The 21,227-nt window shown below is 61.5% G+C and carries 10 protein-coding genes; 4 read left to right on the forward strand and 6 right to left on the reverse strand.

Translation table 11 applies throughout. From position 1 onward, the window contains the following. Positions 1 to 29: 29 nt before the first annotated feature. Positions 30 to 4,214 (reverse strand): YhdP family protein, encoded by a 4,185-nt coding sequence (locus J0O65_RS02320; RefSeq protein WP_215403740.1) that lies wholly within the window; start codon positions 4,212 to 4,214, stop codon positions 30 to 32. Positions 4,215 to 4,447: 233 nt separating this feature from the next. Between J0O65_RS02320 and glnE the strand changes: the two genes are divergently transcribed. Continuing rightward, positions 4,448 to 7,201 (forward strand): bifunctional [glutamate--ammonia ligase]-adenylyl-L-tyrosine phosphorylase/[glutamate--ammonia-ligase] adenylyltransferase, encoded by a 2,754-nt coding sequence (glnE, locus tag J0O65_RS02325; protein WP_215403742.1) that lies wholly within the window; start codon positions 4,448 to 4,450, stop codon positions 7,199 to 7,201. A gap of 13 nt (positions 7,202 to 7,214) precedes the next feature. Further along, positions 7,215 to 7,979: a YoaK family protein gene (locus tag J0O65_RS02330; protein ID WP_215403744.1), complete on the forward strand. Its 765-nt coding sequence runs from the start codon at positions 7,215 to 7,217 to the stop codon at positions 7,977 to 7,979. 54 nt (positions 7,980 to 8,033) lie between these two features. On the opposite strand, the gene J0O65_RS02335 is transcribed toward J0O65_RS02330, so the two are convergent. From J0O65_RS02335 to tkt, 4 genes are all read right to left on the reverse strand, one after another. Continuing rightward, a complete protein-coding gene (locus J0O65_RS02335; RefSeq protein ID WP_215403746.1) occupies positions 8,034 to 10,040 on the reverse strand; it encodes a S9 family peptidase in 2,007 nt (668 codons plus the stop codon). A 123-nt stretch (positions 10,041 to 10,163) separates the two neighbouring features. Further along, a complete protein-coding gene (locus J0O65_RS02340) occupies positions 10,164 to 12,872 on the reverse strand; it encodes a TonB-dependent receptor (RefSeq protein WP_215403755.1) in 2,709 nt (902 codons plus the stop codon). Positions 12,873 to 13,555: 683 nt separating this feature from the next. Beyond that, positions 13,556 to 14,566, reverse strand: a complete 1,011-nt coding sequence (gene gap, locus J0O65_RS02345; protein ID WP_152258909.1) for a type I glyceraldehyde-3-phosphate dehydrogenase — start codon at positions 14,564 to 14,566, stop codon at positions 13,556 to 13,558. A 76-nt stretch (positions 14,567 to 14,642) separates the two neighbouring features. Further along, positions 14,643 to 16,640, reverse strand: coding sequence for a transketolase (gene tkt, locus J0O65_RS02350; protein ID WP_215403758.1), 1,998 nt, complete (start codon positions 16,638 to 16,640; stop codon positions 14,643 to 14,645). 188 nt (positions 16,641 to 16,828) lie between these two features. Here tkt and J0O65_RS02355 point away from each other — a divergent pair, with 188 nt between their 5' ends. Next, a complete protein-coding gene (locus tag J0O65_RS02355; protein WP_215403760.1) occupies positions 16,829 to 17,554 on the forward strand; it encodes a 16S rRNA (uracil(1498)-N(3))-methyltransferase in 726 nt (241 codons plus the stop codon). Positions 17,555 to 17,821: 267 nt separating this feature from the next. On the opposite strand, the gene J0O65_RS02360 is transcribed toward J0O65_RS02355, so the two are convergent. Then, positions 17,822 to 18,160: a hypothetical protein gene (locus tag J0O65_RS02360; RefSeq protein WP_215403762.1), complete on the reverse strand. Its 339-nt coding sequence runs from the start codon at positions 18,158 to 18,160 to the stop codon at positions 17,822 to 17,824. A gap of 229 nt (positions 18,161 to 18,389) precedes the next feature. On the opposite strand from J0O65_RS02360, the gene J0O65_RS02365 reads away from it, so the two are divergent. After that, on the forward strand, positions 18,390 to 21,092 hold the full coding sequence (locus J0O65_RS02365) for a TonB-dependent receptor (protein ID WP_251373305.1): 2,703 nt from the start codon (positions 18,390 to 18,392) through the stop codon (positions 21,090 to 21,092). Positions 21,093 to 21,227 lie beyond the last annotated feature (135 nt).

Here is a 21,227-nt window from a genome sequence, read left to right on the forward strand (position 1 = left end):
GCCACCTCATCTCCATTCGAACGCCTCGCCTATTTCGCCACGGCCTCCACCGCAGCGGCGGCAGGCACGGCGACGGCTTCCAATTTACCACCATCGAGCTTGGTCACGACGGGCGACTTCCACGGGCCGGCGATCTGCATGTGGTAAGTAAGCGCCTTCATCACGGGCGCACGCAGGAACAATTGCGCCAGGAAACTGCCCAGGCCAATGACGGGATTGACGGCCAGCGCATACACGAGCGGCCCCGTGCCCAGGTTGAATTCCGGGATCACCACCACATGCAAATTCGTCGTTTCATTGGCGATATCGGCCGTGCCATCCATCAGCACGGTGGCCGCCACGCCGTGCATCTTGAGGTTGTCGGTGGTCACCACGCCATGCTTGATGCTGGCGTTGGCCGTGATGCCGTCGAAGGCCAGGCCTTCGGAAAACACGTCGTGGAAATCGAGTTTCAGCAAGCGGGGCAAGGCTTGCAGGCTGAGCACGCCCAACAGCTTGGCGGCGCCCGGATCCTGCTTGAGGAACTGGCCCGATTCCACGTTCATCTCGATCTGCCCCGACAGGGTGGGAATGTCCAGCGAATACGGCAAGCCATTCCAGGCGATGTCGCCGCTCAATCGGCCCTTGCCGCGGCGCAGCGTGTCGGCAAAGCCGAAGCGGTCGAGCAACTTGCCCGCATCGACGATATCGAGGCCGAAACGCAGGCTGGTCGTGCTTTGCCCATCCTTGATGACCCACTTGCCATTGCCGCTCAGGGCGCCATCGGGATTCGACAGTTGCAGCTTGCCCACGCGCCATTCGCGGCCGCCCGCCGCCATGGTGTTATAGGCCTGTAACTCCAGCCGGCCGATCTTCTTGTTGAACAATTCAAATTGCTCGGCGACGATATCGAGCGAAGGGATGGACTGGGCGCCGCTTTTTCCTTCCAACAAATTCTTCACGTCGTTGGCGGCCGACTCCGGAATGATCAGGGACGACAGGCGCGCCGTCATCTTGCCCAGGCCGGACGGCGTTTCCAGCCAGGTCACGTAGCCGGACACTTGTTTCGCGTCAATATTGGCTTGCCACACATCTTTCTGGTGCGTGGCGCCGACCACCACGTTTTCCAGCTTGCGTTCGCCCAGCATCAGTTCGCTGGCACGGGCCGCCATCATGTCCGGCACCACGTATTGCGCGATATCGGGCGCATCGTCGGCGGCGGCGCTGTCGGCCGGCGCCGTGGCGCTGCCGGCGATTTCGCTGCCGGCATCGATCCAGCTGTCCACGTCCAGCGTTTTCATATTCACGTTGAGCATCATGCCGCTGTCCGGCTCAGGCGCCGGCACGTTCACGCCGATGCCGCCGCGCACCAGACGCCAGGCGTCCTTGCCCTGCTTCTGGCGCTGGTAACGGGCGGCGATGCCGGATCCCAGCGCGATGCGGATATCGTCCGTGCGCAGGCCGGCGGCATTGGCCGCATTGCCCGTCAGGGTGAATTTCACGGGCAGGCTGTCGCCGGCCGGCTTTTTCAGGGGGGCGGGGAAATCCAGGCCCAGGCCAGTCAGCGGCGACTCGACATTGACCACCACCTGGTGGTCGCGCGCCGTGATCAAGCCGCTGTAACGGGCGCCGCCATTCAAATGCTTCGCCAGGCGCTGCAGCACGGGCGCCGGATAGGTCTTGCGCAAACCGTCGACGGTCATGTTGCCGGCGAGTTTCACCTGGATGGAATTGTCCGGCTGCGTGCCGCCCGAGATGACCAGCGGCCCGCCCAGCAGGTTGCCGTTCAAGCCGTTCAGGTTGACGCCCTTTTCGTTGAATTCGATCTTGCCCTGCGCGCCCAGCACGGGCGGCATGTCGTGGAACAGCACCACGTCGTTGCCCGCCAACTGCAAGCTGCCCTGCACGGTCGACTCCAGCATGCGCTCGATCGGCAAGTGCAATTTGAGGGCCAGTTTGGCATTGCCCGTCGCCGTCGTTTCATCCGTGAAATGCTCGATCCAGCCCAGCACGGGGCTGGCCGTCACGTACTTGAGGAACTCCTGCATCGGGCCGGCCGCATTGCCTTCGATGTCGAGCAAGGTGTCGAACACGGTCAGGTCCGGGATCACGGCTTTCACATTCGTCAAGGCCACGCCGCCCGTGGTGGCCGTGTCGCCGCGAATTTCCATGCGCGCCCGTTCAAACACGAAACTGCCCTTGATCTTGTCCGCCTGCGGCCACAGGGGCGCCTTGCCGGCCAGCGGACCGCTTTCGGCAAATTCGCCGGGCGCGTAATTCAGGGTGCCATTCTCGATCTTGCCGGCCACGCGGAAATCGCCGCGATTGCGTTGGGCGGGCGTGTCGGCCTTGAACGGGAAGTGTTCGAGTTCGCCGCGCAGGCGCAGGCTGACATCGCGCGCCACGCCGCCTTCCAGCGCCCCCGTCAGCCAATGACGCAGGTGCTCGGGCGTTTGCAGCGGCAGGTAGCGGCCGATGCTGTTGATCTGGAAATTGTCGATCGTGCCCGCCAGGTCGACCTGGCCCAGGTTCTTGCCGTCAAGCGGCAGGCGGTGCGTGCCTTGCAAGGCGACGCGCAAGCCTTGCTGATTAAAGTCCAGCTTGTCCAGCCCGACTTGCAGCATATTCTCCGCCTCAAACGTCCAGCGCGCCTGCATGGCGAATTGTTCGAACGGCATGGCCGGTTCGCTCAGGTACGATGGAAACTGCAGCACCAGGTCGTGCGCATCGATAGCGATGCTGCCGCCCTTGTCGTTGGCGTCGATGCTGCCAGTCAGGTGGTCGAAGCCGGGAATGGCCGGTGCGGCGGCCTGCGCGGGGCTGCTCGCCGTCTTCGCCACGGCCAGGCGCGCCGGCTGCGCATTCAGGCCCAGGTCGATGAGCTTGCCGCGCAGGCGGTAGCTGGCGGGCGCGGCCATCTCCCCTTCCCATTGCGCCGAGAAATCCTGCAAACGCCCGCGCGGCGCCAGGGCGTCGAGGCGCTGGCGCTGCTGCTCGCCCAGCGGCAGCTTGTCGGCCAGCGCGGCCAGCGTTTGCAAATCGAGCGACTTGGCCGTGATTTCCGTGCGCGCCAGCTTGCGCCTGGTGGCGGCAATATAGCGCTCGGACAGGGTCGTGGGCGGCAGGCTGAGGCCATCTCGAGTTTCCACCGCGAAATTCGTCAGCTCGACCTGGTGGCCGTTCGCGCCAAAGGTTGGCTTGCCGTCCGGCGCCTGCGCCGACAGCTCTTCTTTTGCCGAGATGCGCCCGCTGACCGACAGCAAGTCGAGCGGCGCGATACGCTCGCCCAGCTGCGCCTGCACGTCCGTCAAGCCCACGTCGGCCGTGAAGCCGGCCAGGCGCGCGTGATCCAGGCTCAACCAGGCGCGCAGCGCGCCCTTGCCCTGGCTCAGTTCGAACGGGTAATCGAGATAGCGGCGCCAGGCGGCCAGGTCGGCGTTTTTCAGGTCCGCGTACAGCTCGCCTTTCCACATCGACACATCCGAGATGCGCTTGCTGAAGGGCGGATGCGTGAAGTGAGCGCGCACATCGATGGGCGCGGCCAGGCTGGCTGGCGGCGTGGCCTGCAAGCCCAGCCGGTGGCTACGCCAGCGGTTGCGCAGCAGCAAGTTGACCTGGGACAAAGCCAACTCGGGCGTGCCGCGCGCTTCGTCCGTCCAGCGCACCTTGCCGTCGCGAATGATGATGTCATGCTGCGACAGCAGCCAGTCGGCGCCCTTGCCATCGCTGCCTTGCGTGCTGTCGACGAGCACGCCTGCCACATACAGCTTGCCATCCGTGCTGCGTCGCACATCCAGGTCGGGCCGCGTGATTTCCAGGGTCGTGAAGCGCACGGAACCGAGCACGCTCCACCACGATACGGTGGCCGAGACGCTCGGCAGGCTCAGCGCCTGGCGGCCCGCCTGGTCGCGCAGGGCCACGTCACCGAGGAAGAGATTGGGCCGCACGCCATGCCAGGAGGCATAAATGCGCGCGATACTGACAGGATTGCCCAGCGCGCGGCTGGCCGCCCGTTCGATATCGCCCTTGTAATAATCGATATTCGGCAAGATCGCGTAGCGCAGGAATAAAAACAGCACGGAGAAGGCGAAATACGCCAGCAGCACCAGTTTGATGGTAAAACCTAATACATGATGGGTGGCCAGGTTGGCCATGCGATAGGCGGCACGCAGCCGCTGCCAGCGCAGGGCCAATGGCACATGTTCTGTCACGCTTGCTTCTGGCGGTTTTTGCATCAATAAGCTAATAAACTGGCCCGGCGTCAAATAATGGCAAAAATCGTCTGCATTCGTGGTGCGCGCCTGCACCCTTGCGCTTGCGTCTGAGCAAAGCCTCCCTTACCATCGTCCGGAGGGGCACGCATTGCCGGCGGTGAAGCCAGCGGCACAATTTTACCGCATCCCCCGCCGTTCGCAGCCAAGTTAAACAAGAACCTGCACGCCGCATCCACGAGACACTTAACGATACCATGAGCACACAGCCTTTGATTTCCGCCTCCCGTTTCTACCAGCGCTGGCTGGACGCCGCCCCAGAGCGCGCCGCGCAGGTAGCGCAACTGGTGCGCGCGCCGCTCGACGGGCTCGATTTTGCCGCCGCGCTGGCCGGGCAATCGCACGCCGCCACGCCGCCGCTGCCGCCCGAGCGGGCCATGCGCCGCCTGCGCAACCTGCTCGTCTGCGGCCTGATCGCACGCGATCTTGGCGGCCAAGCCGACTTGAACGAAGTCGTCACGGCCATGACGGACTTCGCCGATTTCGCCATCCGCACGCACGTGGACGCCATCATGGCCGAGATGGTGGCCCTGCACGGCATGCCCATCGGCGAGGAGTCGGGCGAGGAGCAGGCCTTGATGGTGCTGGCGATGGGCAAGCAGGGCGGCGGCGAACTCAACGTTTCGTCGGACATCGACCTGATCTTTGTCTACCCGGAAGATGGCGACACGCAAGTCACCGCAGCGGGCCAGCGCAGCCTGTCCAACCACGAGTTTTTCATTCGCATGGGCAAGAAACTGATCGCCGCCCTGGCCGAGATCACGCAAGACGGTTTTACTTTCCGCGTCGACATGGCACTGCGACCGAACGGCAACTCGGGCCCCCTGGCCGCCAGCCTGGGCATGGTGGAACAATACCTGATCGTGCAGGGACGCGAATGGGAGCGCTACGCCTGGGTCAAGGCGCGCGCCGTGACGGGCAAGGCCGAGGATATTGCCTCGCTCGACGCCATCGTGCGCCCCTTCGTCTTCCGCCGCTACCTCGATTTCGGCGTCATCGATGCCATCCGCACCATGCACGGCCAGATCCGCGCCGAGGTCAACCGCCAGGAGCGGCTGCACCCGGACCGCAGCAACAACGTCAAGCTGGGCCGCGGCGGCATCCGCGAAATCGAATTCCTCGCGCAAGTGTTTCAATTGATACGGGGCGGGCGCGACGCCGAGCTGCGCGAGCGTTCCACGCGCGCCACCCTGCGCACGGTGGCCGACAAAGGCTTGCTGGAGCCGGCCATCGTGGAACAGTTGCTGGAATCCTATACATTCCTGCGCAACCTGGAACACCGGCTGCAATACCTCGATGATGCGCAAACCCATACCCTGCCCGCCAACGACGCCGACCGTCTCATCGTGGCGCAGATGATGGGCTTGCCCGACACGCCCACCCTGCTGGCCCGGCTGGAAGCGCACCGCGTGTTCGTCGCCGGCCAGTTCGACGAGATGTTCAGCGACAAGAGCAGCGGCGCGCCGCCCGCCGACACGGGCATCGACCCGCAGACGTCGAACGACTGCGCCGCCTCCGACCAGCAGGAAGCCATCGAGGCGCGCTTCGCCGCCCTGGGTTTCCACGAGCCGGCCGCCTGCGCGCGCCGCCTGCTGGCCACGTGGCAAGCGCCCCGCTTGCAATCCTTGCCCGAGGCGAGCCGCACGCGTTTGGTGGCCCTCGTCAATTCGGCCCTGCCGCTGATCACCGATTGTTCCGTGTCCAACGGTAACGCCAGCCAGCTGGCCACCCTGGGCCGCCTGCTCGATTTCCTCGAAGCGATCGCGCGCCGCTCGGCCTATCTGTCGCTGCTGACGGAGTATCCGCATACGCTCGAGCGTGTCGTGCGCATGGTGTGCGCCAGCGGCTGGGCCGCCACCTTCCTCACCCAGCATCCGATCCTGCTCGATGAACTGTTAGACGAGCGCATCCGCAACAGCGTGCCGGACCCGGCCGCGCTGGCGCTGGACTTGCAGCGCCAGCTCGACGACGCGCCCGGCGACACGGAGCGGCAGATGGATATCCTGCGCGAAACACACCATGCGCAGCTGTTCCAGTGCCTGGCGCAAGACCTGGCGGGCGACCTCAGCGTGGAAAAGCTGGCCGACTATTTGTCGCAGCTGGCCGACATCATCGTCGCCGCCACCGTGCAAGCCGTCTGGCAAACCTTACCCACGCGCCACCGCGACGTGCCGAAATTCGCCGTCATCGCGTATGGCAAGCTGGGCGGCAAGGAACTGGGCTATGTCTCGGACCTGGACGTCATCTTCCTGTTCGACGACGATGACCAGGACGCGCCCGGCCTGTACGCCAAGCTGGCGCAGCGTTTCATTACCTGGATGACCTCGCACACCTCGGCCGGCATCCTGTTCGACATCGATATCGCCCTGCGCCCCGATGGCGCCTCGGGCATGCTGGTTTCCAGCGTGCAGGCCTTCGAGCGCTACCAGGGCAGCGCGGCCTGGGTATGGGAACACCAGGCCCTGACGCGCGCACGCTTCTGTGCCGGCGACGTCAGCATCGGCAAGCATTTCGAGCGCATCCGCGACACGATCTTGCGCAAGGAAAGGCCGGAAAACGGCCCGCTCAAGGGTGAAGTGGTGTCCATGCGCAAGAAGATGCTCGATGCGCATCCACCCCGTCCGGGCAGCTTCGATTTGAAGCAGGATCCGGGCGGCATGATCGATATCGAATTCATGGTGCAATACCTGGTGCTGCAGCATGCGGCGCAGTACCCGCAACTGACGGCCAACTCGGGCAATATCGCCCTGCTGCGCCTGTGCGGCGAGCTGGGACTGATCGATGCCCAGCTGGCCGCCCTGGTCGCCGACGCCTACCGCGCGCTGCGCAAACTGCAGCACCAGCTGCGCCTGCAGGGGCAAGACCTGGCCCGCGTGGAACCGGAGCGCGTGCGCGTGCATGCGGAGCATGTCATGCGCCTGTGGCAAGCCATCTTCGGCGCCTCAGCCTGAGGCCGGCCCGGACATGCCGCTCCATTACCTGTCGCGCCTGAGCGGATCGGCGCGCGACACGCAAGCCAACCTGCAGCTGGGCTGCGTGCTGGCGCTGGTGGCCGGCGCCGTGAATGCGGGCGGCTTCCTGGCCATCGGCGGCTATACCTCGCACATGACGGGCATCGTCTCGGGCATGGCGGACGACCTGGCGCTGGGCAATATCACCATGGCCCTGGCCGCGCTGGGCGCCTGGCTGGCCTTCGTCAGCGGCGCGGCCGTGACGGCCATTATGGTGAACTGGGGCAAGCGGCGCCGGCTGCACAGCCAGTTTGCCGCCAGCCTGCTGCTGGAAGCGGCCTTGTTACTGTTGTTCGGCTTGACGGGCAATTACCTGGCCGCCATGCCCGACGTGCTGGGCCCCGTCACCATCTTGCTGCTGTGCTTTGTGATGGGTTTGCAGAACGCCATCATCACCAAGATTTCGGGCGCCGTCATCCGCACCACGCACGTGACGGGCCTGTCCACCGATATCGGCATCGAACTGGGCAAGATGGCGTATTACAACCGGCGCCACTTGCCGGACCGGATGGTCAAGGTCAACCGCGGCAAGCTGCGAACGCACAGCCTGCTGATCGCCAGCTTCTTCATCGGCGGCGTCAGCGGCGCCCTGGCCTTCAAGCACATCGGCTTTCCCGCCGCCACCATCCTGCTCGCCGGCGTGCTGACCCTGCTGTCGGGCGTGCCCGTCTGGCACGACTTGCGTCTGCTGTGGCGCTTCTACCGGCGCCGCTTCTGAATGCAAAAATGCCGTCCAGACCAGGTCTGGACGGCATCACCTTGCTACGCAGAATTACTGCTGCACGGTCTTGTCGCCGGCAGCCGGACCAATATAGCGGTTAATGAAGCTGTAGACGGCTTCGCCCCACTTGATGTTGTTGCTTTCCTTGGACCAGCCATGGCCCTCGCCCGTCATCACCATCCATTCGACCGTATTACCCTGCTTGAGCAGCTGGTCGCGCATTTTCTCGCCGTGGATCAGGGGCACGCGGCGGTCTTCGCTACCGTAGGCCATCAGCACGGGTGCCTTGATCTTGTCCGCATGATCGATCGCCGATACTTTACGGAAATATGCGTCGTCCGTCTTCGGATCGCCGTGCATTTTCGTGCCGATGTTATCCATCACCGGGCCCGATACATCGGACCAGTTGACGGTAAACAGCATTTTCACGTCCGTCACGCCCACCCAGTTGATGCCGCATTTGTACAGGTCGGGATTTTTCACCAGGCCGTACATGGTCGCATAGCCGCCGTAGCTGGCGCCGATGATGCAGACGCGGTTGCGGTCGACCACGCCCTGCTTGACCAGTTCCTCGATACCGTCCGTGATGTCATCCTGCATGGTCAGGCCCCATTGCTTCCAGCCCGCCGTATGGTGTTTCCAGCCAAAGCCGGTCGACATGCGGAATTGCGGCTGCATCACGGCAAAGCCGCGCGACGCCAGCATCTGCGTGATCGGGTCAAAGCCGAAGCCGTCGCGCGCATGCGGGCCGCCGTGGATATACGCCACCAGCGGCAGGGCCTTGGGCGTACGGCCTTCCGGCAAGGTCAGGTAGGCCGGGATGGTCAGGCCATCGCGCGCCTTGTAGTGGATGACGGTCTGCTCGGAAAGCTTCTTGCCGTCCAGCGAGGGCTTGACGCTGTACAGCGGTTCCAGCGTCTTCATCTGCGTATCGAAGTAATACAGCTTGCCCACGTTGTTGACGCCGGTGGTGACGACGACGGCGCGGTTGCCGCGCCACTGGAATTCCACGTGCTCGCCAGGCAGGCTGGCGTCGAGCGAAGCCTGCAGGCGCGCATAGTCTTCGTCAAAGTAATACATTTCCGGCTTCATGCCGTTGACGGCCACGCCCACCACTTTCTTGCGCGCTTCGTCAAACACCAGGCCGCCCGCGATGTCGGCTTCCGCATGCTCGGCGATCAGCTCGCCCGCCGTGTTGTTGGCGCTGTTCCAGATATGCACGCCAGCCTTGTCGCGGCCATTGAAACGTCCCGCCACGAACAGGGTCTTGTTGTCGAAATCAAACCCCAGCGGATTCATTTCCTTGCCCTCATCCAGATACGCCTTGTAGATCGCTTTCCAGGGCGCCTTCTCGTCATCGCGCAGGTACACGGTTTGCACGATGCGCTTGCTGCCCTCTTCCACCGTCATGGCCGACGCCACGCGGATCACATTATTGTGGTCGAGCACCCAGCCGCTGACGGCACCCGGGTTATTAAAAGTCAACAAAACCATGCGGCCATTCGTCGTATCGAGACGGAACACATCGCTGGCGCCCAGGTCGGCATCGCGGCCCCGTTCATTGTTGACGACGATCAAGTCGTTGCTGTCGCCGCCCACGCGCTGCAGCACGGATACGGGCTTGTACGGCATGCCCGTGCTCATCGATTCCTTCACGCTGATGACCAGCTTGCGGAAACCGCTGCCGTCGCTATTGACGGCGAACAAACCACCACCGGTCTGTTTTTCCAGCACTTCTTCGCTGCCCTTGCTGATGCTGAACACCAGACGTTTGTTGTTGACCCAGATGGGATTGGCAACGTTCCAGTCCGGATCGGAAGCCACCACGGTCGAGGCCCGCGTATCGAGATTGATGACCGCCAGCACAAAGCGGCCATTGCGCGGCGTCAACACCGCCATGCTTTGGCCGTCCGGCGACAGGATGGGGCGGCCGCTGAATTCCGCTTTCTTGAAGAATTCGGCGATGGGAATGGATTCGTCGGCGCGCACGCTGGCGCTGTACAGGCCGCTACTCAGTAACAGGGTACTAAGCACGACAGGAATGATGCGTCGGTTCATGACAGTCTCCTCGATAAAAACAATGACATTAACTTCCTTAAGGCAAACATGCGCCGCTTGCCCAGCAGGATAAAAAAAGGCGCCGTCACCTCACGGTTACGGCGCCTTTTTCATCACGCGCGATTACTTGAAGCTGTAATCAGCCGTGATTTGGAAATAACGGCCCATCGCGCTATGCAGCGACGAGTAGTAGTTCGCCGTGCCGTTCGGATGGAAAGGCGGTTTGCGGTCGAAGGCATTCTGGATGGCAAAGCTCAGCTTGGTATTCTTGAAGCCGCTGTAGCTGCCGCCCAGGTTAACCACCGTGAACGAAGGAATGCCCTTGCACAGCTCCGGGAAGCCTTCGGTTGCCAATACGCAATCTTGCGTACGATCAGCAACCGACGCCATCTTGCTGATGAAGACCGTATCTGCCGACAAGGCGTAGGCCGCTTTCTTCCATGCCAGGCCCAGGGTAGCTTGCACCGACGGCGTGCCGCGGGTGCCAGCGTACTCGATCAGGCCGTCGGTTGGCGACGGCGCGTTCTTGAACGACTGCATGTGGCTGACGTTCAGGGTTGGCTGCAAACTGCCGTACTCGCCCATGTTGACACGGCCCGTCAGCTTCAAGTCCACGCCACGGATCTGCGTCACGGCCACGTTGGTCAGCAACATCTTGATGTTGGTGATTTCACCGGCGGTGGCACCGGCGAGTTTGTCGGCGGCGGTCAGCGGATCACGCGTGATGGCAACGGCCGGGTCGCCAGCGTAGCGGCTAGGATCGGACAGGACCTTGTCCAGGTCATAGGTGCTGATTTCGTTGATGCGCTTGATCTGCCACAGATCGATCGTTGCCAGGAACGACGAGCTTGGTTCCCAGGCCAGGCCCAGGGTGTAGCTCTTCGCCGTTTCCGGTTTCAGCTCCGGATTCGCGCCGCTTTGATACGGGCTGGAAGTGGAGCAGCCCAGCGTGTATTGGGCGTTGCAACGGTATGGATCGCGAATCGACACGAAGGCATTGCGCACATCGGTGGAGTTTTCCACCAGGGTCGGTGCACGGAAACCTTCCGCATAGGTGCCGCGCACCATGAACGCTGGCGTCACGCTCCACTTCAAGCCCACTTTCGGCGTAGTCGAATTGCCGTAGTCGGAGTAGTGATCGTGACGCACCGCCACCTGAGCTTCCAGCGATTTCAGCAGGGGAATCGTCGATTCCGCATAGATCGAGGAAATGTTGCGGTCATTCGAAAATCCCGGCGGCAATTGCGCCTGGTGATAGAACTCGCCTTCCACGGCGAGCGGATCGGGCGACGTGCTCAGGCTCTCACGGCGGAACTCGGTACCGACCGCCAGGCCGACGGCGCCAGCAGGCAAGTTGAACAGTTCACCGGAAATCTTGCCATCGATTTGCGTCAGACTGGACTTGAACGTGTTTTTCGAATTGGCCGTGATCGAGTCATACAGGGCCTGGTTGGCTGCGCCGCCGCCAAAGATGAAAGTGCCGTTCTTGTAGGCATTGACGAAAGGCGTCAGCATGATCGCGCTGGTATTGCGCGAAGTCACTTGGCTATCCGTACGCAACAGGGCGGTTTCCCAATCCCAGTTCTTGAAGTCACCTTTAACACCGACCAGGTAGCGGCCGAAATCGGTGGTGTTGTCCTGGCCCTGGCCCGGGAAGTCGCGCAGCGAAGCGCGCACGCGCACGGTGCCGTTACCGCCTGCCAGGGTCTTGCCGTCAGGACCGATCAGATCTTTCGGATATTGCGGATGCGTGATCGGCAAGGCTGGCGTCACTTGGCCAGTCTGGCCGGCCACCCAATGCAGCAGGCCGGTGACGGTAGCCTTGTTGCGGTTGAACATCAGTTCGCTGAACACCGTGGTGCTGGCGGTCGGCTGCCAGGTCAGGCGGCTGGTGATGCCGAAACGGTCGGTCTTGCCGGCGGAATTGATGGAGCTGTCCTGGAAGTCATCGAATACGCAAGCATTGCCGACGGCGCCAACGGCCAGCACGGGCGAGGCGGGGACCAGGCGGTCCGCCGGGCAGTTGTTGTCCAGTGTGCGCGAGACCAGCTTGTTGGTCGCCTTGTCGGTCCAGTAGATATTGCCTGGGTAGGTGTACAGCGAGCGGCGGTCCTTGTAGCCATACGCGCGCAGATCCTGCGTGCTCAGGTAGCCGTCGCGCTTGCGCAGGTACATCGGATCGCGCTGGCGCACGTCCAGGGTGGCGTAGGCGTTGAAATGGTCCTTGACCAGGCTGCCGGCACCAAAGCTGATGGTTGCACGCTTCTGTTCGCCATCGCTGCGGCTGGACTGGCCCAGCGAGCCGCCCACTTCCAGGCCTTCGAAGCTGTCGCGCAGGATGATGTTGACCACGCCGGCCATGGCTTCCGAGCCGTAAATGGCCGATGCGCCGTCTTTCAGGATTTCAATACGCTCCACCGCGCCGACCGGAATCGAGTTCAAGTCGACAAACGTCGTCTGGAATTCAGGCTGTGCGTAAGGCGCCAGGCGGCGGCCGTTGATCAGGGTCAGGGTTGCCTGGCTGCCGAAACCGCGCAAGTTCAAGCCGGCGGCGCCAGCGCTAAAACCGTTGGTGCGGTTTTCGTCGATACCGCCGACGTTCGACGAAATCGTGCGCAGCACTTCATTGAGCGACGTCGCGCCACCGCGCGTCAGTTCATCACGCGTGATGATCTGCACCGGCGAAGCCGATTCCAGCGTAATGCGGCGCACGTTCGAGCCGGTCACGTACACTTTTTGCACCGGGCTGCCATCGGCCTCGACTGCAGCCTTCGCTGGCACCGTCGCCTGCGGTCCCATGCTGGCGTCCTGCGCATGAGCTACTTGAGTCAACAAACTGGTACCGGCAATTACGCCAAGCGCCAAGCGAACCAGGACCACACTAGTTTTTTCTCTGATCAACATTACTCTTCCCTTTGTGCTTTTTTATATAGTCAATTTTGTTATTGCAACTCAGATTCAGGCAGCCAGCAGCGTTACATATTCCAAGCAGGCAATACGTCTCCCAAACGCGGGAATGCGTCGTCTGCATGAAACTTTATTATGCATGCAAGTTTTTTCATTTTGTTACAAATGTTAGTTTATGTTGTTATAAAACGACTTAACGGAATATTAAATATTAAATATAAAATTTATCGATACGAAATTCGAAAAATACAAAAAAATAAGAATTAAATTTAACCGTATAAATAGTTTCCAGTTTACTGTTTACGTTCCTGTCAGAATCATGTAAGGCTCAGGAGAACTGGTTTTTATTGCAACTGATAATAATAATGGCGGTCTACGAGGCAGCGGAACGGGACACGGCAGCAGGATGCCGCGGCAGAGTGAGGCAAGGTTTTTTGTCCGGCACAGCCGGCGAAGGAATGTAACTAACGGTAGTCATGCATGATGCGCCGCCGGGACTGCGAAACACCGGCGAGGCGCGCACGGAACGTGCGCGCATAAAAAAACCGCCCTGTCAGACAGGGCGGCCCGGCACCCCTGAGGGTGCGTTTACTGCTGCGTTTGATGAATTACTTGGCCGACATCAGCGCAACGGTGGTGTCGAGCATGCGGTTCGAGAAACCCCACTCGTTGTCGTACCACGACGATACTTTCACCAGGCGGCCCGACACTTTGGTCAGGGTCGAATCGAAATTCGACGAGGCCGGGTTGTGGTTGAAGTCGATCGATACCAGCGGTTCGGTCTGGTACGTCAGGATGCCTTCCAAGGCGCCTTCCGAAGCGGCCTTCATCAGGGCATTGACTTCTTCCACCGTGGTGTCGCGCTTGGCGATGAAGGACAGGTCGACCAGCGAGACGTTGATGGTCGGCACGCGGATGGCGAAGCCATCCAGCTTGCCATTCAGCTCAGGCAGCACCAGGCCCACGGCGGCGGCAGCGCCCGTCTTGGTCGGGATCATGCTCATGGTGGCGGAACGGGCGCGGCGCAGGTCTTCATGCATCACGTCGGACAGCACCTGGTCGTTGGTGTAGGCGTGCACGGTGGTCATCAGGCCCGTTTCGATGCCGATGGCGTCGTTCAATGGCTTGACCAGCGGCGCCAGGCAGTTGGTGGTGCACGAAGCGTTCGAGATGACGGTGTCGGTTGCTTTCAGTACCGAGTGGTTCACGCCGAACACGACGGTCGCATCGACGTCCTTGCCGCCTGGTGCCGAGATGATGACTTTTTTCGCGCCGCCCTTCAAGTGCGCCGACGCTTTCTCTTTGGTGGTGAAGAAGCCCGTGCATTCCAGCACGACGTCCACGCCCAGCTCGCCCCATGGGATTTCAGCAGGGTTGCGCTGTGCGAATACGCGGATCGGATCGCCATTGACGATCATGTTGTCGCCTTCGACAGTGACCGTGCCCGGGAACTTGCCGTGCGCGGTGTCGTAGCGGGTCAGGTGGGCGTTCGATTTGGCATCGCCCAGGTCGTTGATGGCAACGATCTGGATATCCTGTTTCTTGCCGCCTTCGTAGAAAGCGCGCAACACATTACGGCCGATGCGGCCGTAGCCATTGATTGCAACTTTGATCGTCATACTCTGCTCCTGATTAAAAAAGAAGGTACATGCACGGCCCCGGCGAGTACCTCGCCAGGACCGTTAAAAATCAATATTAGCCGGCGATAACGGCTTTCACCTTGGCGACGACGTTCTCGACCGTAAAGCCGAAGTGCTTGAACAGCACGCCAGCCGGGGCCGATTCGCCAAACGTGTCGATACCGACCACGGCGCCTTCCAGCCCCACGTATTTGTACCAGAAGCTGGTCACGCCGGCCTCGATGGCCACGCGCGGCACGCCCTTCGTCAGCACGCCGGCCTTGTAGGCGGCGTCCTGGCGGTCGTACACGTCAGTCGACGGCATCGACACCACGCGCACGGCGATGCCTTCAGCAGCCAGCGCGCTGGCGGCGGCGACGGCCAGTTCCACTTCGGAACCGGTGGCGATCAGGATCGCCTTGGCGTCGGCCACGTCGTTCAGCACATAGCCGCCGCGGAAGATGTTCTCGATCTGTTCGGCGCTACGCTCCTGGTACGGCAGGTTCTGGCGCGAGAAGATCAGGGTCGACGGGCCATCCTTGCGGCGCACGGCGGCGCCCCAGGCAGCTGCCGACTCGACGGTGTCGCATGGACGCCAGTTGTCCAGGTTCGGGATCAAGCGCATCGACGAGACGTGCTCGACCGATTGGTGCGTCGGGCCGTCTTCGCCCAGGCCGATCGAATCGTGGGTGAACACGAAGATCGAACGCAGTTTCATCAAGGCGGCCATGCGCAGCGCATTGCGGCTGTAGTCGGAGAACGTCAGGAACGTGGCGCCGAACGGGATGTAGCCACCGTGCAAGGTGATGCCGTTCATGATGGCGCTCATGCCGAATTCGCGCACACCGTAGTTGATGTGGTTGCCAGGCTGGCCCGAACGCACGGCCACGCACTCTTTCCAGTTGGTCAGGTTCGAACCGGTCAGGTCGGCCGAGCCGCCGAGGAATTCCGGCAAGGACGACGCCAGCGCCTGGATGGCGTTCTGGCTGGCCTTGCGGGTGGCAATGTTTTCTTTCTTTTCCACGCAGGAAGCGATGGCGGCGCTCAGGGCCGCTTCGAATGCCTGTGGCAGCTCGCCCTGCATGCGGCGGTTCAGTTCAGCGGCTTGCTGCGGGAATTCGCGGCTGTAAGCGGCAAAGCGCTCGTTCCAGTCCGCTTCCAGCAGGGCGCCTTGTTGCTTGGCATCCCAGGCAGCGTACACGTCGGCCGGCATCTCGAACGGTGCGGCATCCCAGCCGATGTATTCGCGCACGGCGGCGATTTCCTTGTCGCCCAGCGCGGCGCCGTGGACCTTGTCGCCGCCTTGCAGGTTCGGCGAACCCTTGCCGATGATGGTCTTGCAGCAAATCAAGGTTGGCTTCGATGCAGCCTTGGCGGCGGTGATGGCGGCGGACACGGCGGCAACATCGTGGCCGTCGACGGCGCGGATGACGTTCCAGCCGTACGCTTCGAAGCGCGCCGGGGTGTCGTCCGTGAACCAGCCTTCCACTTTACCGTCGATGGAAATGCCGTTGTCGTCGTACAGGGCGATCAGTTTATTCAGGCCCAGGGTGCCGGCCAGCGCGCACACTTCGTGCGAAATGCCTTCCATCAGGCAACCATCGCCGACGAAAGCGTAGGTGTAGTGGTTGACGATGTCGTGGCCAGGCTTGTTGAATTCAGCGGCCAGCAGTTGCTCCGACAGGGCCATGCCGACGGCGTTGGCGATACCCTGGCCCAGCGGGCCGGTGGTCGTTTCCACGCCTGGCGTGACATCGACTTCCGGGTGGCCCGGGGTTTTCGAATGCATCTGGCGGAAAGCCTTGATGTCATCCATCGACAGGTCGTAGCCCGTCAGGTGCAGCAGCGCGTAGTGCAGCATCGAGCCGTGGCCGTTCGACAACAGGAAACGGTCGCGGTTTTGCCATTTTGGATTGGCGGGATTGTGGCGATAGTGACCACTCCACAAGGCAACTGCGATCTCGGCCATGCCCATCGGCATGCCTGGATGGCCGGAGTTGGCCTTTTGTACAGCGTCCATTGCCAGTGCGCGGATCGCATTGGCCATTTTGGTAGTCGGGAGCGTAGTTGTCATGATGGTGTGGGTGAGTCGCGAGTTTGGGATTCGTGTGCAACAGCGCGGACAGGGAAGCCGGCTGCTTTCTGTAGTCAACTATTTTACCAGACTGGGGGGCCGCAAATTAGAATTGCGGCGTACTGGCCCGCCAAATGGCTATACTTTGACGTCTTTCCCACCCATGTTTCGCCCAATCTAGGATTTGCATGCCGCGTTTCTTCTGTCCCCAGCCGCTCGTTGCCGGCACCACCATCGCCCTGCCGGAGGCTGTCGCCCACCATATCCAGGTCGTGCGCCTGGCGCCGGGCGACCTCATCACCCTGTTCAATGGCGAAGGCGGCGAAGTGCAAGCCAGCCTGGTGGCGGTCGCCAAGCGCAGCGTGACGGCGGAAATCCAGGCGCACGTGGCGCGCGAAGCGGAGCTGCCCTACGCCGTGACCCTGGCGCAGGCCTTGCCGGAAGCGTCCAAAATGGACTGGATCATCGAAAAAGCCATCGAACTGGGCGCGGCCGGCATCGTGCCGCTGGCGGCGCAGCGCTGCGTCGTGCGCCTGTCCGCCGAGCGGGCCGAGAAAAAACTCGCGCATTGGCAAGGCATTATCGTTTCCGCCTCGGAACAATGCGGACGCAACCGCCTGGCCCAGCTGGCGCCCTTGCAGGATTTCAATCACTGGAGCGGCCAGCAAGACTTACACAAACGCATCATTTTGACGCCGCGCGCGGAACAATCGCTGACCGACTGGGCGCGCCACCAGCCGCCGCAGGCGATCACCGTGATGGTGGGACCGGAAGGCGGGTTTTCGGAAGCGGAAGAAAAGGCCGCGCTGGCCGCCGGCGCCATCGGCCTGTCGATGGGGCCGCGCATCCTGCGCACGGAAACGGCGGGCTTGACGGCACTGGCCACCCTGGGCGCCTTGTGGGGCGGTATGTAAAAGCAGCGCACCGCGCCCGCGGCATCTGCGATGCCCATCCGTTGTAAATAAGGCAGGCAGACGGCCCGAGGACTGGCTGCCGCCAGCAAGGCCCGCCATGGATATTACGCGGCGTCACACTGCCCGGCCAATGCACTGAGAATTACCGTGCGCCTCAATTCCGCGCCGATAATGCCAGCCGTGCCGCAATGCAGAATCTCAATGCACCATCTTTATCGCGCAGGCATCGCGAATAATACAATAAAAAAACAAAGAAAATCCGCGCATTCATGAAATGGCGGACCCGCTATTATCTTTTAAAATATAGAAATAAATAAAACACCAAAGCAATCGGTGATTAAGCACCAATATGGCACAGCGCTGCACATCTTTGATGCAGAAACCCAATATTGCACCATGATGGCGCTTACGTCTATCGTTCTCCGACTTAGTACAAAAAAACAACGCTTTTGCCGCCACACCGCCCGCATGCATCTGCCTTGCAAACACGCAGGCATGCGGCTTGCGCCCCAAGAACGGAACTACCAGTGCGGCAGAGAGGAAATACCGAACTGGACCTTGTGTTGTTTTTTCATATGCACTTCCACTATAAAAATTGACAGCCAAGTCGTTGCGATGGTTTCATTAACGTCTTGAAATTTTGAATACTCAAACGTTTCAAAGACACCGTCCATGAGACGATCGATAAAATAATAGATACATATGACGGCTAGCGTTTCCAATACAAGGAGATGTCGTGCCGCATATTCATAAAGTGAGGAGTTTTGCAATGATGGTGGAAACAGGATTATCGCGGTCTATCCGTTTGATGTTTATTGGCAGCCTTGCGTTTGGCATGCAAGTGGCAAACGCACAGACAAGCGGCGAAAGCATTCAAAAGGTCGAAGTGACCGGTTCGAGCATCAAACGCGCGGAAGCCGAAACCATTTCGGTCATTCAAACGCTGACCCGCAAGGATATCGAACAAACCGGTAAGGCTTCGATCGCCGACGTCGTGCGCAGCATCTCCGCCGACAACAACGGCAGTATCAGCGGCTCCTTCACCAACGGTTTCGCCGGTAGCGCCTCGGGCGTGTCGCTGCGCGGTTTGAGCGTCAGCTCGACCCTCGTGCTGATCAATGGCCGCCGCACGGCGCCATACGGCTTCGGCGATGACGGCCAGCGCAGCTTCGTCGACTTGAACTCGATTCCCCTCGACGCCGTGGACCGCATCGACATCCTGAAAGACGGCGCTTCCGCCATTTACGGTTCCGACGCGATCGCCGGCGTGGTCAACATCATCTTGCGCCAAAACTATGTCGGCAAGACCATCTCCGCCAACGTCGGCCAGAGCGGCCACGGCGACGGTACCGTCACCAGCATCTCCGGCGCCATCGGCTTCGGCGACATGGACACCGACAAATTCAACGTCTTCGCCACCATCGATGCGAAAAAATCGGGCGAAATCAAGCAAACCAACCGCGACAAGTGGATCGGCCAGGCCGATGCCCGTCCGTGGGGTGGCCGCGACCAGCGCGCCGGCTTTACTACTGCCGGCAATGCGGGCGGCAGCTCCTTTCTGGGCACCCTGCGTCCAGTCAACGCCGCTGGCGCTCCTGCCGGCAACGTGACCAACTTGCCTGGTTCGTGCGACCCGATCAACCTCGATCCGACAGGCGGCAATTCGAACGACAACTCGCGCGGCGGCTGCATGTGGGATCCGATCCAGTTCGCGACCATCCAGCCAAAGACCGAAAACGTCAACCTGTTCATGCGCGGCACCCTGGCGCTGGGCGCGAATGCGCAGGGCTACACGGAAGTGGGCATCTTCAAGTCGAAAGCCGACACCTACACCACCCCGTCCGGCCTGACCGGCGCCGGCTTTGACCTGGTCAATGCCCGTGTCAACAACACCAGCACCGGTCCGGATCAGCTGCTGATGCCGGCAAACCACCCGGACAACATCCTGGGCGTCGCTGCCCGTCCGCGCTGGGTCGATGCATCGCGTCCACGCGTGTCGAACCTCGAAACGACCGTCACCCGTGTCCTGGCCGGCGTCAAGGGTACGTATGCCAACTGGGATTACGATACCGGCCTGATGTACGCAGAAAGCAAAACCGACCGCACGCAAACGGGCTACTACCGTTCCAGCGCCCTGCGCACGGCGCTGAACAACGGCACCTTCCGCATCGGCAAGGGCGTGATCAACAGCCCTGAAGTACTGGCGCTGGTATCGCCTACGCTGAACAACTCGGGCACGACGAAGAGCACCTCGCTGGACTTCAAGGCTTCGCGCGAACTGTTCCAATTGCCAGGCGGCATGATGGGCCTCGCTCTGGGCGCCGAATACCGCAAGGAAGAAACCAACAGCCAATCGACGCCATACACCGACATCAACGATATCGTTGGCCTGGGCTATTCCGCTTCGCAAGGTTCGCGCAACGTCAAGGCCCTGTACGCCGAGCTCGCCGCACCAGTCATGAAAGAGCTGGAACTGCAATTCGCGCTGCGCAGCGATGATTACTCGGACTATGGCCGTTCGACCACGCCAAAAGTCGGCTTCAAGTTCACGCCAGCATCGGCCGTGGCTTTCCGCGGTACGTATGCGGAAGGTTTCCGCGCACCTAGCGCCGCGGAAAACGGCAACAGCGCCGTGGCAGCGTTCACCAGTATCGCCAGCGATCCAGTGCGTTGCGCCGTGACGAAATTGCCTATCGATTGCTCTTCGCAACAAGTTGGCGCTATCACCATCGGCAACAAGAACATCAAGCCGGAAACGTCGAAGAGCTACAGCCTGGGCATGGTGCTTGAGCCGATCAAGAACATCAGCCTGTCGATCGACTGGTGGAAAATCGTCCGCGATGGCGAGATCAACGGCTCCGATCCTGGCGCAGTGGTCGCCAACCCGGCTGGCTACCCAGATGCGGAAATCGTTCGTGGCGAACCGACGAGCAACTTCCCAGGCCTGGCTGGTCCTATCCTGATGGTCAAGGCGCCTTACCTGAACGCAGGCAAGACCAAGACCTCGGGTATCGACCTGGATCTGCGCGGCAAGTACAACGCCGGCGAATACGGCCGCTTCAACTCGGGCGTAACGGTCACGTACATGAAGGAATTCACCCGTACCAACGCCGATGGCACGGTACTGGAATTTGCCGGCACCCACGGTGACGTCAACCTGTCCGGCAACGGCGGTACGCCGAAGACCAAAGTCCGCTTGACCCTGGGCTGGGATCAAGGTCCGGTCAACATCACGGCCAACATGAACTACGTCAGCAGCATCAGCAACAAGAACGATGTCAAGGGCGATTGCCTGGACGTCGATGCCAACGACGTGCCGTACAAAAACTGCCGTATCGCTTCGTTCACCACTACGGATCTGTTTGCCAAGTGGAATGTCACGAAACAATGGGAACTCACCGCGTCGATCACCAACCTGTTCGACAAGATGGCACCACTGGACGTGCAAACCTACGGCCGCATCAACTACAATCCATCGCTGCACCAAGCAGGCGCAGTGGGCCGTTACTTCACGCTGGGCGGCCGCTACACGTTCTAATCGCCAGGCAAGATATAACAGCTAGTTAGCAAGACAAATCCGGCGGCCATGCAATGGCCGCCGGATTTTTTCTTTTGGCAACGGCATTCTTTCCTGCCGCGCCAAGGCGCCGCCGCCCGCGCGGATGCCCGCCAG

The sequence above is a fragment of the Janthinobacterium sp. JC611 genome, assembly GCF_018682595.1.
Lineage (GTDB): Bacteria > Pseudomonadota > Gammaproteobacteria > Burkholderiales > Burkholderiaceae_D > Janthinobacterium.